Origin of the sequence: Pseudomonas kermanshahensis, from assembly GCF_014269205.2 — a bacterium.
In the GTDB taxonomy this organism is placed as follows: Bacteria; Pseudomonadota; Gammaproteobacteria; order Pseudomonadales; family Pseudomonadaceae; genus Aquipseudomonas; species Aquipseudomonas kermanshahensis.
In genome coordinates, this window is record NZ_JABWRY020000001.1 from 3,773,485 (window position 1) to 3,788,818 (window position 15,334).

The 15,334-nt window shown below is 63.1% G+C and carries 15 protein-coding genes; 6 read left to right on the forward strand and 9 right to left on the reverse strand.

Features of this window, described 5'->3' with window-relative positions; translation table 11 throughout:
- Positions 1-2 precede the first annotated feature (2 nt).
- Positions 3-608 carry an arylesterase gene (locus tag HU764_RS16995; RefSeq protein ID WP_027593934.1) on the reverse strand — a complete coding sequence of 202 codons (606 nt, stop codon included), beginning with the start codon at positions 606-608 and terminating at the stop codon, positions 3-5.
- A gap of 10 nt (positions 609-618) precedes the next feature.
- Here HU764_RS16995 and HU764_RS17000 point away from each other — a divergent pair, with 10 nt between their 5' ends.
- Both HU764_RS17000 and HU764_RS17005 read left to right on the forward strand, forming a co-directional pair.
- On the forward strand, positions 619-1,302 hold the full coding sequence (locus HU764_RS17000; protein WP_027593935.1) for an ABC transporter ATP-binding protein: 684 nt from the start codon (positions 619-621) through the stop codon (positions 1,300-1,302).
- A gap of 4 nt (positions 1,303-1,306) precedes the next feature.
- Positions 1,307-3,814: an ABC transporter permease gene (locus tag HU764_RS17005; protein ID WP_186703375.1), complete on the forward strand. Its 2,508-nt coding sequence runs from the start codon at positions 1,307-1,309 to the stop codon at positions 3,812-3,814.
- A gap of 115 nt (positions 3,815-3,929) precedes the next feature.
- Here the strand turns inward: HU764_RS17005 and greB are convergent, their stop codons facing one another.
- The 4 genes from greB to HU764_RS17025 all read right to left on the reverse strand — a co-directional run bounded on the left by greB (position 3,930) and on the right by HU764_RS17025 (position 6,894).
- Positions 3,930-4,400: a transcription elongation factor GreB gene (greB, locus tag HU764_RS17010; RefSeq protein WP_099429931.1), complete on the reverse strand. Its 471-nt coding sequence runs from the start codon at positions 4,398-4,400 to the stop codon at positions 3,930-3,932.
- 11 nt (positions 4,401-4,411) lie between these two features.
- Positions 4,412-4,729 (reverse strand): hypothetical protein, encoded by a 318-nt coding sequence (locus tag HU764_RS17015; protein ID WP_027593938.1) that lies wholly within the window; start codon positions 4,727-4,729, stop codon positions 4,412-4,414.
- A gap of 208 nt (positions 4,730-4,937) precedes the next feature.
- Positions 4,938-5,375: a DoxX family protein gene (locus tag HU764_RS17020; RefSeq protein WP_027593939.1), complete on the reverse strand. Its 438-nt coding sequence runs from the start codon at positions 5,373-5,375 to the stop codon at positions 4,938-4,940.
- A gap of 112 nt (positions 5,376-5,487) precedes the next feature.
- Positions 5,488-6,894, reverse strand: a complete 1,407-nt coding sequence (locus HU764_RS17025; protein ID WP_186679000.1) for an MltF family protein — start codon at positions 6,892-6,894, stop codon at positions 5,488-5,490.
- 158 nt (positions 6,895-7,052) lie between these two features.
- On the opposite strand from HU764_RS17025, the gene HU764_RS17030 reads away from it, so the two are divergent.
- The 3 genes from HU764_RS17030 (at position 7,053) to HU764_RS17040 (ending at position 10,087) form a co-directional block, all read left to right on the forward strand.
- Positions 7,053-7,850: a TatD family hydrolase gene (locus HU764_RS17030; protein WP_186703376.1), complete on the forward strand. Its 798-nt coding sequence runs from the start codon at positions 7,053-7,055 to the stop codon at positions 7,848-7,850.
- 301 nt (positions 7,851-8,151) lie between these two features.
- Positions 8,152-9,630, forward strand: a complete 1,479-nt coding sequence (locus HU764_RS17035; RefSeq protein ID WP_186703377.1) for a methyl-accepting chemotaxis protein — start codon at positions 8,152-8,154, stop codon at positions 9,628-9,630.
- A gap of 88 nt (positions 9,631-9,718) precedes the next feature.
- Positions 9,719-10,087, forward strand: a complete 369-nt coding sequence (locus HU764_RS17040; RefSeq protein ID WP_027593943.1) for an Mpo1-like protein — start codon at positions 9,719-9,721, stop codon at positions 10,085-10,087.
- A 16-nt stretch (positions 10,088-10,103) separates the two neighbouring features.
- Here the strand turns inward: HU764_RS17040 and HU764_RS17045 are convergent, their stop codons facing one another.
- From HU764_RS17045 to HU764_RS17055, 3 genes are all read right to left on the reverse strand, one after another.
- On the reverse strand, positions 10,104-10,901 hold the full coding sequence (locus HU764_RS17045; RefSeq protein WP_027593944.1) for an acyl-CoA thioesterase: 798 nt from the start codon (positions 10,899-10,901) through the stop codon (positions 10,104-10,106).
- Positions 10,902-11,018: 117 nt separating this feature from the next.
- Positions 11,019-11,786, reverse strand: a complete 768-nt coding sequence (locus HU764_RS17050) for a CHAD domain-containing protein (protein WP_186703378.1) — start codon at positions 11,784-11,786, stop codon at positions 11,019-11,021.
- 14 nt (positions 11,787-11,800) lie between these two features.
- Complete coding sequence (locus tag HU764_RS17055) at positions 11,801-12,079, reverse strand: hypothetical protein (protein ID WP_027593946.1); 279 nt, start codon at positions 12,077-12,079, stop codon at positions 11,801-11,803.
- Between the two features lie 162 nt (positions 12,080-12,241).
- On the opposite strand from HU764_RS17055, the gene HU764_RS17060 reads away from it, so the two are divergent.
- Positions 12,242-13,282, forward strand: a complete 1,041-nt coding sequence (locus HU764_RS17060) for a patatin-like phospholipase family protein (protein WP_099453473.1) — start codon at positions 12,242-12,244, stop codon at positions 13,280-13,282.
- A 73-nt stretch (positions 13,283-13,355) separates the two neighbouring features.
- On the opposite strand, the gene HU764_RS17065 is transcribed toward HU764_RS17060, so the two are convergent.
- Positions 13,356-15,227 carry a SurA N-terminal domain-containing protein gene (locus HU764_RS17065; protein ID WP_186679025.1) on the reverse strand — a complete coding sequence of 624 codons (1,872 nt, stop codon included), beginning with the start codon at positions 15,225-15,227 and terminating at the stop codon, positions 13,356-13,358.
- Positions 15,228-15,334 lie beyond the last annotated feature (107 nt).

Below are 15,334 nucleotides of genomic sequence, written 5' to 3' on the forward strand. Positions count from 1 at the left end.
CGTCACAGCAAGGGTTTTATCGCCGGCCAGGCATTTTCCAGCAGGCGCTGCTGGGCACCTTGCGCAGGATGGATGCCATCAGCTTGCATCAGCGCCGGCACACCGCCCACACCCTCCAGGAAAAACGGCACCAACGGCACCTGTTTTTCCGCAGCCAACTGTTCATACACCTGGGCAAACGCCGTGGTGTAACGCACACCATAGTTGGGCGGCAGGCGCATCCCCAACAGCAGCACCTTGGCACCTGCTTGCCGAGCGCTCTCGATCATCGAAGCAAGATTTTGTTGCAATTGCTGCGGCGGCTGCCCGCGCAGCCCGTCATTGCCACCCAGCTCCAGCACCACCACCGCCGGCTTGTGCGCTGCAAGCAGCGCCGGCAGCCGCGCCTGGCCTCCTGCACTGGTGTCGCCGCTGATCGACGCGTTGACCACCTGATCATCGAAACCTTCGTCCTTGAGCCGGGTCTGCAACAAAGAGACCCACCCCTGGCGGCTATCCAGGCCAAAACCGGCGCTGATACTATCGCCAACCACCAGCACCGTTCCCGCCGTGGCGCTCTGGGCAAGGCAACACAAGGCCAGACCGGCACTCAACCACCACATTCGCATTGGATTCTCCATGGGCCCCAGCATTCTCGTTGCGCAGAACCTTAGCAAAGTGGTCCCCAGCGCGGAAGGCGATCTGACCATCCTCCACGCCCTCTCCCTCGATCTCGCCCAAGGCGACAGCCTGGCCATTGTCGGTGCTTCGGGTTCTGGCAAGTCGACGTTGCTCGGCTTGCTCGCCGGCCTCGACCAGCCCAGCGCCGGCAAGGTCATCCTCGCCGGCCATGACCTGGGCCCACTGGACGAAGACCAGCGCGCCCGTGTGCGCGCCGAGCATGTCGGCTTCGTATTCCAGTCATTCCAGTTGCTGGACAGCCTCAACGCCTTGGAGAACGTCATGCTACCCCTGGAGTTGGACGGCCGCCGTGATGCCCGCGAACACGCGCGCACCTTGCTCGAACGGGTTGGCCTGGGCAAGCGCCTGAGCCACACGCCGCGCCAGCTGTCCGGTGGCGAGCAACAACGGGTAGCAATTGCCCGCGCTTTCGCGGCACAACCTGCCGTGCTGTTCGCCGACGAGCCCACCGGCAACCTCGACAGCCACACCGGCGAGCGCATCAGCGACCTGCTGTTCGAATTGAACAAGGAGCGCGGCACCACCTTGGTACTGGTCACCCATGACGAACGCCTGGCCAGACGCTGCCGGCGCCTTATCCGCCTGGACGCCGGCCGCCTGGTGGCCCCGGTGGAGGTCTGAGCCCATGACCAGCATGCCCTTCTCCCGATTGTGCGGCCTGGCGTTGCGCCAGTTGCTACGCGACATCCGCGCCAGCGAAGTGCGCGTGCTGTTCTTTGCCCTGCTGGTGGCCGTTGCGGCCAGTACGGCGATTGGTTACTTCGGTGCCCGCCTCAACGGCGCCATGCAATTACGTGCCAGCGAATTCCTCGGTGCCGACCTGGTGCTGCAAGGCAGCGCACCTGCCCGGGACGAACAGATCAGCGCAGGCAAGGCCCTCGGCTTGCGCCACGCCCAAGTGGTCGAGTTCACCAGCGTGGTGGGCGGTGACAGCGGCATCCAGCTGTCTAGCGTCAAGGCCGCCGACGACGCCTACCCCCTGCGCGGGCAAGTCCGCAGTGCCGCCGCCCCCTATGCCGAGGAAACCCCCGGGGGTGGCCCGGCGCCTGGGGAGGCATGGGTCGAACCAAGGCTGCTGGCCGCGCTGGGGCTCGCGATCGGTGACAGCATCGACGTGGGCATGAAAACCCTGCGCATGAGCCGCGTACTGACCTACGAGCCGGACCGCGCCAACAACTTCTATAGCCTGACCCCGCGGGTAATGATGAACCTGGCGGACCTGGCCGCGACCGGGGTGATCCAGCCGGGCAGCCGGGTGTCCTACCGCGACCTGTGGCGCGGCGACGTCGAAGCGCTGGCCCAGTACCGCCAGGCCGTGGAGAAAGACCTCGCGGCCAACCAGCGCCTGCTCGACACCCGCGATGGCAACCGCCAGATCGGGGGCGCCCTGAGCAAAGCCGAGCGCTACTTGAACATGGCAAGCCTGGTGGCGGTATTGCTGGCCGGCGTCGCCGTGGCCATGTCGGCCAGCCGCTACGCCGCCCGGCGCCTGGATGCCAGTGCGCTGCTTCGCTGCCTGGGCCTTTCCCGTCGGCAGGCCCTGGGCCTGTACTGTGTGCAGCTGGCCATGCTTGGCCTGGTAGCTGCCGTGGCAGGCGCCCTGCTCGGCTGGCTGGCACAACTGGGCCTGTTCCGGCTGCTGCACGGCCTGCTGCCGAGCGTGGTTCCGCCTGGCGGTGTCGTACCCGCGCTGGCCGGCATCGGCACCGGGCTGGTCGCCCTGGCTGGCTTCGCCCTGCCGCCCATCGCCGCCCTCGGCCAGGTCCCCCCGCTGCGCGTGCTGCGCCGTGACCTGCTGCCAGTGCCACCCAGCAGTTGGCTGGTGTATGGCGCCGCCTTATTGGCCCTAGGCCTGATCATGTGGCGCCTGAGCCTAGACCTGCTGCTGACCTTCGCACTGCTGGGCGGTGGCCTGGTCGCGGCGGTGGTGCTCGGCGGCCTGCTGCTACTGGGCCTGCGCAGCTTGCGCCAACTGTTGGTCGGTGCCCCGCTGGCCTGGCGCCTTGGGCTCGGACAATTGTTGCGCCATCCGTTGGCTGCCGCTGGCCAGGCCCTGGCTTTTGGCCTGATTCTGCTGGCCATGGCACTGGTCGCATTGCTGCGTGCCGAGCTGCTCGACACCTGGCAGGCACAATTGCCCAAGGATGCCCCCAACCACTTTGCCCTGAACATCCTGCCGGATGATCGTGAGCCCTTCGCTCAACAGCTGCAGCAGGTCAATGCAGCCTCGGCACCGCTGTACCCGGTAACGCCCGGCCGTCTGATCCAGATCAACCAGCAACCGGTGCAGCAGATCGTCAGCAAGGACTCCGCAGGCGAGCGCGCCGTGCAACGCGACCTCAGCCTGACGTGGGCCGCCGAATTGCCCAATGGCAATGCACTGACGGCAGGCGAATGGTGGCAGGCACTGCCGTCGGGCGATGAGATACCGGGCGTATCGGTGGAGGCCGAACTGGCCACGAGCCTGAAGCTGCAACTGGGTGACCTGCTGACCTTCGACATCGGGGGCCAGCAACGCCAGGCCCGGGTCAGCAGCCTGCGTAGCGTGCACTGGGACAGCTTCCAGCCGAACTTCTACATGATCTTCCAGCCTGGCACGCTGCAGGGGTTGCCCACGACTTACCTCACCAGCTTCTATCTGGCCCCAGGCCATGACCTGGATGTGGTCGCGCTGTCACGGGTTTTCCCGGCGGTGACCATCCTGCAGGTTGACGCGCTGCTTGATCAGCTGCGCAGTATCCTTGCCCAGGTCACCCTGGCGGTCGAGTACGTGCTGCTGTTCGTCTTGGCGGCAGGCTTGGCGGTGCTGTTCGCCGGCTTGCAGGCAACACTGGACGAACGCATTCGCCAAGGCGCCCTGCTGCGGGCACTGGGCGCGGCACGGCCATTGCTGGTCAAGGCAAGACGTATCGAGTTTGGCCTGCTGGGCGCAGCCAGCGGGTTGCTGGCTGCACTGGGTTGCGAGTTGATCACGCTGGTGCTGTACCGCTATGCCTTCGACCTGCAATGGAACCCGCACCCGTGGCTGCTCGTGTTACCCCTGGCGGGGGCAGTGCTGGTGGGGGGTGCTGGGGTGCTCGGCACGCGGCGGGCGCTCAATGCCAGCCCGTTGACGGTGTTGCGGGAGGGGTGAAAAAACCGCTACAGGCGCGTAATGCTGTTCACTCAAGAATGCTGGGGCCGCTCTGCGCCCCATCGCGGCACAAGGCCGCTACCACACCGACCGCGTTATACCCCTAGGGCCGTTCCTACACGTAGCTGATGCTGTTGACGTACCAGGCCGCGTCGCCGGTCGGGGTCTGCACCACCACCTCGTCGCCCTCCTCCTTTTTGAGCAAGGCACGGGCCATGGGTGAGTCGATCGAGATGTAGTCGTTACGCCCATAGATCTCGTCATACCCGACAATGCGAAACTTCTTGGTCTCGCCCTCGTCGTTCTCGATCTCGACCCAGGCACCGAAAAACACCTTCCCTTCCTGCTCTGGCGAATACGCCACAACCTTTACATCTTCAAGGCGCTTGCGCAGGTATCGGACCCGGCGATCGATCTCGCGCAACAGCTTCTTGTTGTACTGGTAATCGGCATTCTCGCTGCGATCACCCAGCGATGCCGCCCAGGTCACCTTCTGGGTGATCTCGGGGCGGTAGACACGCCACAGGTGATCCAGCTCTTTTTTCAGGGCCTCATGGCCTTCGGTGGTGATGATGTTGGTGCTCAACAGCGTTCTCCTCAACGGCGGGTGATCAGGCCTTGACGAGCGATGCGGGTGAGATGGCCAATGACTTCGGCGGCCTCGGCAGAGGCCGGGGCCTGAATGACCGCCAAGTCGAAACGGTCGTTGCCGTACTGCGCGAGATGGCAGCAGGTTTCGGTGAACTGGATAAGAAAGGCACGCGCCTGGCCCTTGCGACGTGAAAGGCCTTCGAGATGACGCAAAAGGGTAGGCTGATGCTGGCCACCGAGCAGAATGCGCGGTGTGCGGGAGGCCTCGTTTGCAGGCAACGGGCTCAAACAGACACTGGTACGTGGGCTACGTGGGCAACTCATGGTGCTTCTCTCCGCCTCGCGAATCCCGCTGGGCAGCGGTGGGAGGCGTCACCGAACCAGCGCTTTAGCGGTATTTCGGACGACCCGGAGGGGGCCTCTCCTGCGCCCCGCAAGTAGCTGTTTAAATCGGCGCAGGCGGTATGCTAGAGCTAGAAGCGCAAAGATTCAAGCCTCAAGCTGCACGATGCAGCTTGAGGCCCGGGGCCTGTCAGCGGGCGATCAGGCGGTCGAGGGAGAAGCGACCTGCACCTTCAATCATCACCGCCAAGGTGCCGGCCAGCAGCGCCAGGGCGAATTCATAACCATTGTTGGACATGAACAGGCCGTTGCCGATGTGCACCGAGAAGATCGCCACCACCAGGGTCACCGTCAGCGCCAGGGCCGCTGGCCGCGCCAACAAGCCGATCACCAGGGCCAGGCCGCCGAAGAACTCGGCGCTGCCAGACAGCAAGGCCATCAGGTAACCCGGTGCCAGCCCGATGCTTTCCATCCACTGGCCGGTGCCCTCCAGGCCATAGCCGCCAAACAGGCCGAACAGCTTCTGCGCGCCATGCGCCATGAAGATGATGCCGACCAGGATACGGATCACGCTGAGGCCAGCGCCTGCACGGGTTGCGATCACTGCGTTGAGGGAGGTGGTGTTCATGATGTGGTGTCCTTGAATCCGGGAAGTTGTGTTGGAATGGCGCCATCATAATCAACTCAATGAATATGAAAATCGCAAAAAACCCAACATAACAATCGACAAAATCGATTTGTCAGCGCTTGGCTACCCGCTCCAGTACGGCACGCTCACGGTTGAACGCCAGGAAGTACTTGTTGACACTGTTGACGAAGTTGACTGGCCCCATGCCCACCTGCTCCATTGCAATGCGCTCGGTCTGGAAGAACCACTGGTTGCCGTTGAGCCCGCGACGGCGGGCTTCGGCACGCATCGCCTGGACCCGTTCAGGCCCCAGGTTATAGGCCGCCAGCACAAACGCCATGCGCTCTCGCTCGTTGATCTGGGCACTGGCAAAGAACTTTCGCCGGATCAGCGCCAGGTAGCGGGCACTGGCTTGGACGTTGCCATCGACCGTGGCGGTATTGCTCACCCCGACCCGTTGCGCGGCCGACGGGGTAATCTGCATCAGGCCATGGGCGCCGCCCGTGCCGCGGGCCGATGGGTTGAGTGTCGATTCCTTGAAGGCCAGGGCGGCCAGGTTGAGCCAGTCGATCTGCTGCGCCTCGCCATGCTTCTGCAGCACCGCACGCACTGCACTCAGCCGCTGCCGATCCTTGCTCGCCAAGGGGTTGTGTACGCGGTACTGGCGACGGTAGATGCGCTCGAACGCGGCATCCTGGTTATCCGGTGCGCGGTAACCCTGCAGAAAGCGATCGACGCTGGCCAGTAGCTGTGGCGCGTCGCGCCCCACGTACCAGCGCATGGCTTGCGGCGCCCCCAGGTGCACACGGCTGTCCAGGCGCAGACGCGGCATCACCCTGGCCCAACGCAGGGCAATCGGGCGTTCGACCACCGTCAGGTGATAGATACCGGCCTGGACCATTTCCAGCACGTCTTCCACCGCCAGGGTCGAGTCGACCCACTCCACCTTGATCGGCGCACGCTTGCGCAAGGCCAATTGCTGGTTTACCTGCTGGATCAAAGGCCCAGCGGCACTGGCACTGGTCAAGGCGACCGTACGTCCCGACAACTGTTCGACATGGCTGAAACTGCGCTCGCCTTTGCGCCCGACCAGCAACAGCGGCACTTGGTCGAGCACCGGCGCGCTACTGCTGACGCCCCGTACCACCACCGGGTCGAGCAGTTCGCCCGGGGCAGCCAGGTCCCCTTCGCCGCGCTGCAGGGCGCCCAGCAACTGCTCTTTGGCGCGGGGGATGAGTTTCAACTGAATCTGCTGCCCATCGCCAGCCCGGGCATTCAGGTAATGCTCAAGCGCGCGCAGGCGATAGTATTCGATGCCGACCGGCTCGCCCTTGACCTCGCCAGAGCTGTTGCGGCTTTGATTAACCAACACCCGCAGCACCTTGCTGCTACGGATCTGCTGCAGGTCACGCAGCTTGCTGGGCGGGATATTTTGCTGCGGCCCTGGCAGGCGTGCGTGGGCAGCACCGGCAGTGGTCAGCCCAAGCATCAGCAAGAAGGTCAGCAGGTATCGCAGCATGCGAAAGCGTGTCCGAGGTCGGTGGGCGGCGTTCATGTGGCATCGCCGCTTCGTGATAAATGACGGCAGAAGACCACGGCAACAGCATGAAGTTCTTGGTTTTTTCCGAGAAACGCGGATTTTGCTATGCTGGCCGCCCCGCGGCACGAGAGAGCACCATGCAACTGATCGATATCGGCGTCAACCTGACCAACAGCAGTTTCCACGATCAACAGGCGGCCATCGTTGAGCGCGCCATCGAGGCAGGCGTGGCGCAGATGGTCCTGACGGGCACCAGCCTGGCGGTCAGCGAGCAGGCGCTGGAGCTGTGCCAGCAGCTGGATGCAAGCGCTGAACACCTGTTCGCCACCGCTGGCGTGCACCCTCACGATGCCAAATCCTGGGATGCCAACAGCGAGCGTCAGCTGCGCCAATTGCTGAATGAGCGGCGGGTACGGGCAGTGGGCGAATGCGGCTTGGACTTCAACCGCGACTTCTCCCCTCGCCCGCTGCAGGAAAAGGCCTTAGAAGCTCAACTGGCGCTGGCTGCCGAACTGGGCTTGCCGGTGTTTCTGCACGAACGTGATGCCAGCGAGCGCTTACTGGCCATCCTCAAGGGCTACCGCGACCACCTGAGCGGTGCCGTGGTGCACTGCTTTACCGGCGAGCGTGAAGCATTGTTCGCTTATCTGGACATGGACCTGCACATCGGCATAACCGGGTGGATCTGCGATGAACGCCGCGGAACGCACCTGCATCCCCTGGTCGGCAACATCCCGGGAGGCCGCCTGATGCTCGAGAGCGATGCGCCCTACCTGCTGCCGCGCAGCCTGAGGCCCAAGCCCAAAAACGGCCGTAACGAACCGGCGTTTCTACCGGAGGTGCTGAGGGAAGTGGCGTTGCACCGGGGCGAGCCCGTGGAGCACACGGCAGCCCATACGACGGCGGCTGCACGGGCATTCTTTCGGCTAGCCTAAGCTGGCCCCAGCCCTAAAGCCAGTCAATTAGGGCCTAGGGGGCCGCTGCGCGGCCCATCGCAGGCAAGCCAGCTCCTACAGATGTAGCGTATTTCTTGAGAATCTCGCTCACCTGTAAGAGCTGGCTTGCCTGCGATGAGCTGCACAGCAGCCCCAATTAAGGCGGATGAAGCTTAACTGACTGGCATTAACCCCTACCCTGTTTTTTCTTGATACATATCAAGAATGCCTCTGTCGGGCGCAGGCACAATGATGGCACCTTGCCAATATTGTTTTCGCTCAACTCAGAGAAGACCTGCCCATGGGTGCCTGGCTTAGCAATGTTTCCCTGAAGTACAAGTTCTGGGCCGTCAACGCGGTGGCCTTTGTCACGACCTTGTTGCTGGTGCTCTACGCCGTGCACCTGGAGCAACGCGCCCGCGCCGACGCGGCCCAGGCGCAAGCTGCGGCACAAGCCCAGCTGTTGTCCGCCTGGCCTGCCGGGCAAGCGCTGCCCCGGCATGCCAATGTCATCAGCTGGTTGCCGGGCCAGACGCCAAGTTTTGCTGGCGAACCGATCGAAGCCCTGCGCAACGCCCAGGGCTGGGTCGACCTGCCCGCCGCGTGGCTGCTGGGCGACAACCCGCTGCGCGGCGCCCAGGTGCTGCAACACGGCGACCAGCAGGTTGCCGTACTGGCCCAGTCGCCAAGCGTGCGCCAGGTGTTCTTCGAACGCTTCACCAACTACGCCGTGTGCGTACTGATCCTGATGCTGGCTATGCTCGGTGCTTCGCAGTTGCTTATCCGCTTCCTGCTCAGCCAACTCAACACCCTCAAAGACGTCATGCTGCACGTGGAGAAGACCGGCGACCTGTCGGCACGGGTGCCGCTGGCATGTGGCGACGAAGTCGGCCAGATGGCGGGGGCTTTCAATGCCATGCAGTCGACCTACCACCGTGTGGTCAGCACCGTGGCCCTCACCGCCGCGCAACTCGACGCCGGCGCAGCGCGCCTGGCGTCTAGCATGAACGACGTGCGCCACGGCATGCTCGGCCAGCAAAGCGAAACCGACCAGGCCGCCACGGCCATCAACGAGATGTCGGCCACGGTGCACCACATTGCCCAGCATGCCGGCGCTACCCGCGACCTGTCGCAGACGGCCGATACGCTCGCCGGCAGTGGCCAGGAAGTGGTCAGCCGCGTACAGGATTCGATCGCTGGGCTATCCAGCGGCGTGCAGCAGACCGCCGAGATGATCCGTCAGCTGGCCGAGGACAGCCAGAAGATCAACGGCGTGGTGGGGGTGATCCATAGCATTGCCGAGCAAACCAACCTGCTGGCACTGAACGCCGCCATCGAAGCAGCACGCGCGGGTGACCTGGGCCGCGGCTTCGCGGTGGTCGCCGATGAAGTACGCAACCTGGCCAAACGCGTGCAGACCTCGACCGACGAGATCACCACCATGGTCTCCGCGCTTCAGTCCGGCACCCGCGATGCGGTGGAGTTCATGCAGGAAAGCTCGTACAAGGCCGACGATTGCGTTAAACAGGCCCAGGCAGCCGGTGAAGCGCTGGCCGAGATTACCGGTGCAGTGGCGCAGATGCGCGAAAGCAATACGCAAATCGCCGTAGCTGCCGAAGAGCAAAGCCAGGTGGCCGAAGAAATGAACCGGGCGGTGGTGAGCATCCGTGATGTCACTGAACACACCGTGCAACAGACCGTCGGCTCGGCCACCACCAGCAACGAATTAGCGACCCTTGCTGGCGAGCTGAACAAGGCCATAGGCCAGCTCAAGCTATAGTCACCTTAGCGTGTCACGATAGCCAGGCTCGATTGGCCCCCTCCCGGGGGCCGCACTAAGCTTTGGGCATGACCGAGAGGAAATACCCATGAGCAAACGCCTGCCCAATCTGCCCGCCTGGCAATGGCGTGGCTATCACCACAATCATCGCCACCCGACCAACCTGGCGCTGCACCTGATTGCCGTACCTCTGTTCATTCTCGGCGTGCTGCTGGTGTTGTCCGGCCTTTTTGCCCTGGACTTGGGTCAGCTTGCCGTTGGCATCATTTCTCTGATCGCTGGCCTGGGCCTGCAACGTCACGGGCATCGACTGGAAGCCCAACAACCCGAGCCGTTCGCCAACCGCAAGGACGCCGTACAGCGCCTGCTGACCGAACAGTTCATCACTTTTCCGCGCTTTGTATTGAGCGGGGCCTGGTGGCGGGCTTGGCGCGAACGGCACAAGCATCGCCACTAAAGGCTGAAGCGGACCTCTAGGCGAAAACCGTAACCGTTTGACGGCTTAGCGCCAGTAACTCGCCCTCAGCCGACCAGAGCGCGGCGGCGGCATGCCCATAACCATCACGCGCGTATTCGGTCTCGACGCAATAGCGGCACCAGTCCAGTGTCGACAGCGTCGGCGTGGGCTGGATGAATTCGATGGTCCAGGTCAGCGTACTGCCGGCTGCCGGCTGTTTCAGGTGCGGCAACAGGCTCGGTGGCCAAGCATCTACCAAAGCCAGCAGGTGAGACACGTTCAACGCTTCGTCGGCGATGTCGCGCAAGCGTACCCAGCCGCCCATCTGCCGCGAATCGTTGCCACTGAATGGCAGCCCGCCCACCGCCCAGCGAAGGGCTACATGGCGCATGAATTCCGGGGTCACGCCTTTGATGTAAGGGAGTTCTGGGGCGGCTTGCTCCAGCGGTTTCATGGCAAACGCCGGTTGCGCCGGGATGTCGACCACCGAGGGGCGGCCTGCACCGAAATTACCCTGTACCAGCGTCACCACCTGCCCTTCCTGCACCGCTCGGCCAAGCAAGGTAGTGACAGCCTTGCCTTCACGCAGCACGTCGACCTCGAAACGAATCGGTACATCCGCCGCCGCAGGCGCCACGAAGCTGATGGCCAAGGAGCGCACAGGGCGGTCATCGGTCAGCTTCAGGCGCATTGCTTCATAGACCATGGCGGCCATCAACCCGCCGAAGGCCGCGCGGCCCTGGGCCCAGGTCGGGGGGACGGTTACCGATTCAGCATTCGCTCGCACGGCGTCGAGCAGTTCAGTGAAGTTCATCGCACGTAGGCTCCTGCAGCGTATCGATCCGTGGGCACGTAGTGCACGCGCCCTGCATCGAAACATACTAACCAGCCCGCCTGCACCGATCAGGCCCTAAATCGGTCATATGCCGGGCTATCGCTGCTTCAACGCCACCTGCAAAGCCTCCAACGTGAGGTCGGATTGACGCTCCGCCTCATGCAGCTCTTGCTCCCAGTCGACCTTGCACGGCGCCAGGTCGGCGTGCTCGCGCGCTTGCAGCAACCATTGCAGGCGGTCATGCCAAGTGCCCAGGTCACCCTGGGCCTTTTTCAGCAGGCGCTGCAGTTTTTTTCCGGCATGCTCGAGTTGCGGATAGGCCTCATCACCGTAGCGTGCACGCTTGATCAACAGCCGCAGCCGATGCCGATCGTGGGCCGGGTCTGCCAGTGCCTTGCGCAGCTTGCGCCATTGCTGAACCAAGCGTTTGTCGACGCGTTTTTCCAGCGCATCCGCCAGGCCCTCGCGATCCGCCGCACGCAGGAACAACGGAAACGCATCCACGATCGCCAGCAGACGGGTCAGTTGCGGGCTGCCAGCGACACTGGCAAAGGCCTTGCCCCGCCCTGCCAGCCGCCGCTGCCCGACCTCGACCAGGCCTCGCCCGACCAGCTCGGCCGCCAGCACCTCACGGTCACGCAACGGCGTCGTCAATGTGCCCAGGGACTTGGCAGCGGCCTCCAGCTGTTCGACACCCGGCAACCCTCGCAGCGGCCGCAGCAGGCTGCGCAAGCGCCGTACAGCGATGCGCAGGTCGTGCAGTGCCTCGCTGTCGGTATCCGCGGCAAGCCGCTCGCGGCAGGCCAGCAGGCGCACTTGCAAGGCCAGGATTTGTGAAACGACATGATCGAGCATGGCAGACATGGGACGCTCCTCGGTCAGCGGCCAGCGCGCGACTCACGAATGTAGAAACGCGCCTTCTCGGCCTTCTTGGTGCACCCTTCAAAACCTTCGAACTGCTGCTGGGTCTTGGCCCCCGTCAGCAGCGACAACGCCTTCGAATAACTGACAGTACCGGCAAACCCTTCGGCCTTGGCCAGGTCGAGCTCCTTCCAGGCGGCATCCAGCTGGGTCGCGCAGCTGTCACGGTAGGCCGTCTTGCCCGCACAGCCAGCAAGGGCCAGGGCAATCAGTGGAAGGCAGATCCAGGCTTTCATCGGTAATTCCTCAAAGTCAAAAGAGTGGCTGTTCGACGCATGGGCAAGCAAAAAGTGCCCGCGGGTGGGCTTTGCTTAGCGTAGATCAGCGCGGTCTACATTGAAGCACAGGCAGCAATGGGTGCATTGTTAAACCATGGTTGCACAGGCTGAGGGAAAATCATGAGTAAACGCGTGGCGCTGGTGTTGGGGTCGGGGGGTGCACGAGGGTATGCACACATCGGAGTGATCGAAGAAATAGAGCGGCGTGGCTACGACATTGCCTGCGTTGCCGGCTGCTCCATGGGGGCGGTAATTGGCGGCATCTACGCCGCCGGCAAACTCGATGAGTATCGCAACTGGATCGAAAGCCTCGACTATCTGGATGTACTGCGCCTGGTCGACGTCAGCTTTCGCCTCGGTGCGATCCGCGGTGACAAGGTTTTCGGACAAATCCGCAAAATCGTCGGCGACATCAACATCGAACAGTTGCGCATTCCCTACACCGCCGTGGCCACCGACCTCACCCACCAGCAGGAGATCTGGTTTCAGGAAGGTTGCCTGCACCAGGCCATGCGCGCTTCGGCGGCGATCCCCAGCCTGTTCACCCCCGTGATGCAGGGCAACCGCATGCTGGTCGATGGCGGCATTCTCAACCCGCTGCCGATCGTGCCGGTGGTGTCCAGCCACTGCGACCTGATCATTGCGGTCAACCTCAACGCCACCAACCAGAAGCAGTACCAGTTGCCGGTGATCGAACGCCCGGCAGCCTTCAAGATGCGCTTCGATTCGCTGCTTAGCTCACTGGGTTCGCGCCTGCCGTTCCGGCGCAAGCCGGCGGAAGAACTGATACGTATCGAACAGGAAATCGTTGCCGAAGGCCTGGCGCCACCCAGCCCATGGCTGGCGGATGTCGCCGACCCGGAAGGCCAGCAGCCCGCGGCCGCGCCCGAGCACGAAGGCGCACCCAAGTCGGCCACCGGCTCGTTCATCATCGATAACGTGGGGCCGGCTTCGCTGCTGGACCTGATCAACCAGAGCTTCGAGGTGATGCAGACGTCGTTGGCGCAGTACAAGATCGCCGGTTACCCGCCAGATGTGTTGATCAACGTACCGAAGCGGGTGTGCCGGTTCTTCGAGTTCTACAAGGCACCCGAGCTGATCGCCCTGGGGCGGGAGATTGCGCGGGACACGCTGGACAACTACGAAGGGGTGAAGCGCTAGAAGGCCGCCCCTACAAAAGGCCAGAAACAAGACAGGCCGCATTACGCGGCCTGTCTTGTCATGCAGTGATCACTCAGTAACGGGTGATATCAGCATTGGCTTCGAGCTGCTTGCGGTAAGCCGCAAAGTCTTGCTGGCCGGCACGTGACGCGAGGTAGCGGCGAATCTGCTGTTTCTCTTCGTCGGTGGCGGCGGCGCCTTCGTTGACACCTTTGAGCTGCAAGACAACCAGGCTACCATCGCCCAGGACCACGCTGCTGTATACCGGCTTGTCCTTGGCTTGCGGCTTGCCAAGGCGGAACACGGCCTGCAGTTCGGCCGGGTCGATACCCTCCTCACCACGGGTCACCGCCTCGTAGGCTTTCCAGCCCTGCCCTTCATGGACGCTGCCAGCGGCAACAGAACCATCACGCAGGCCGGCAATCAGCTTGTCCGCCTTGGTCTTGAGCTCGGCAGTCGCCTTCTCCTTGGCCAGGTGTTCGCTGATGTTCTTGGCCACGGCTTCGAGCGGCAGTTGTTCTGGCTTGCGGTGCTCCTTGACGCGCAGCACCACGGTGGTTTCCGGATCGAGCTCGATGGCGGTGCTGTTGGCACCCTCTTCCAGCACTTCTTCCGAGAACGCCGCCTGGACCACCGCACGGTTGGCGGTGATACCTTCGCCACCCTCACGGCCGAAGGCTGCGGAGGTGTGCACCTTCAGGTTCAGGTCCTGTGCCGGCTGAGCCAGGTCAGACGCCTCGTACGCGGCATCCTGCAACTGCTTGCTGGCGTCGACGTAGCGCTGTTCCACCAGCGGGATCTTCAGGTCACGGGTGAGCTTGTCTTTCAGGCTGGCAAAGCTCGGTACTTCCGGCGCCTCGACACCCAGCAGCTTGATCAGGTGGTAACCGAACTCGGTGCGAACCGGGGCCGATACCTGGCCATCCTTCAGCTTGTACAAGGCATCTTCGAAGGCTGGGTCGTACACGCCCGGGCCGGCGAAGCCAAGGTCACCACCACTGTTGGCCGAACCTGGGTCCTGGGAGAACTCCTTGGCCAGTGCGGCGAAGTTTTCACCCTTGGCCAGGCGCTGCTCGATCTCTTCGGCACGGGCCTTGGCCTGGGCGTCGGTGACCTTGTCGTTGACCTCGATGAGAATGTGCGCCGCATGGCGCTGCTCGGCGAGGTTGGCGATTTCTTTCTCGTACTGGGCCTTGAGTTCGTCGTCGCTGACCTTGACCTGGTCGAAGAACACCGACTTTTTCAGCTCGATGTAATCGATGACCACCTGGTCGGGCGACATGAATTCCTTGGCATGCTTCTCGTAGTGCGCCTTGACCTCTTCTTCGCTGACCTTGACCGCGGCCGGGTCGGCCTTGAAGGTCAGGGAGGCGAAATCACGGGTCTGCTTCTCAAGGCGTGCAAACGCCTCGACCTGCTTGTCAGTGACGAAGCTGCTGCCGGCAAGGCCGGTACGCAATTGGCCAATGAGCATTTCTTCGGCGAGCATGTCGCGGAATTGCAGGCGGCCGTAGCCCATCTGGCGAATGACCTGGTCGAAACGATCGGCGTTGAACTTGCCGTCAACCTGGAATTCCGGGGTTTGCAGGATCACTTGATCCAGCGCGGCCTCGGAGAAGGCGAACTTGGCATCTTCAGCACCTTGCAACAACAGCTTGCGGGTGATCAGGCCTTTGAGCGCCTCATCACGCAGCAGCTTGTCATCCAGCAGTGCAGGGTCGAAATCCTTGCCCAGCTGTTGCATCAGCTGGCGGCGCTGCATGTCGGCCGCTTGGCTCAGCTCGTTCTGGCTGATGGTCTGGCCGTTCACCTTGGCGGCGTCCTGGCTATGGCTGGCAGCTTGGAAAATGGCCTCGAAGCCGGTCAACGCCATCAACACGACGATTAGGCCGATGATGGTCTTGGCAATCCAACCTTGTGAATTGTCCCTGATATTTTGCAGCATGCGTCCCCCAGAAACGGCTGTACCACTGCGTCGACAACCGCGGAGCGTGGGTAGAATCCTGATAAAAGAAAGGCGCATCCGAGGATGCGCCTTTTCTTAGCAAACGT

Bases quoted from the DNA above. Each gene is read 5' to 3' on its own strand.
- HU764_RS16995 (WP_027593934.1), bottom strand. From the start codon at position 608: ATGCGAATGTGGTGGTTGAGTGCCGGTCTGGCCTTGTGTTGCCTTGCC.
- HU764_RS17000 (WP_027593935.1), top strand. From the start codon at position 619: ATGGGCCCCAGCATTCTCGTTGCGCAGAACCTTAGCAAAGTGGTCCCC.
- HU764_RS17005 (WP_186703375.1), top strand. From the start codon at position 1,307: ATGACCAGCATGCCCTTCTCCCGATTGTGCGGCCTGGCGTTGCGCCAG.
- HU764_RS17015 (WP_027593938.1), bottom strand. From the start codon at position 4,729: ATGAGTTGCCCACGTAGCCCACGTACCAGTGTCTGTTTGAGCCCGTTG.
- HU764_RS17020 (WP_027593939.1), bottom strand. From the start codon at position 5,375: ATGAACACCACCTCCCTCAACGCAGTGATCGCAACCCGTGCAGGCGCT.
- HU764_RS17025 (WP_186679000.1), bottom strand. From the start codon at position 6,894: ATGCTGCGATACCTGCTGACCTTCTTGCTGATGCTTGGGCTGACCACT.
- HU764_RS17030 (WP_186703376.1), top strand. From the start codon at position 7,053: ATGCAACTGATCGATATCGGCGTCAACCTGACCAACAGCAGTTTCCAC.
- HU764_RS17035 (WP_186703377.1), top strand. From the start codon at position 8,152: ATGGGTGCCTGGCTTAGCAATGTTTCCCTGAAGTACAAGTTCTGGGCC.
- HU764_RS17040 (WP_027593943.1), top strand. From the start codon at position 9,719: ATGAGCAAACGCCTGCCCAATCTGCCCGCCTGGCAATGGCGTGGCTAT.
- HU764_RS17045 (WP_027593944.1), bottom strand. From the start codon at position 10,901: ATGAACTTCACTGAACTGCTCGACGCCGTGCGAGCGAATGCTGAATCG.
- HU764_RS17050 (WP_186703378.1), bottom strand. From the start codon at position 11,786: ATGTCTGCCATGCTCGATCATGTCGTTTCACAAATCCTGGCCTTGCAA.
- HU764_RS17055 (WP_027593946.1), bottom strand. From the start codon at position 12,079: ATGAAAGCCTGGATCTGCCTTCCACTGATTGCCCTGGCCCTTGCTGGC.
- HU764_RS17060 (WP_099453473.1), top strand. From the start codon at position 12,242: ATGAGTAAACGCGTGGCGCTGGTGTTGGGGTCGGGGGGTGCACGAGGG.
- HU764_RS17065 (WP_186679025.1), bottom strand. From the start codon at position 15,227: ATGCTGCAAAATATCAGGGACAATTCACAAGGTTGGATTGCCAAGACC.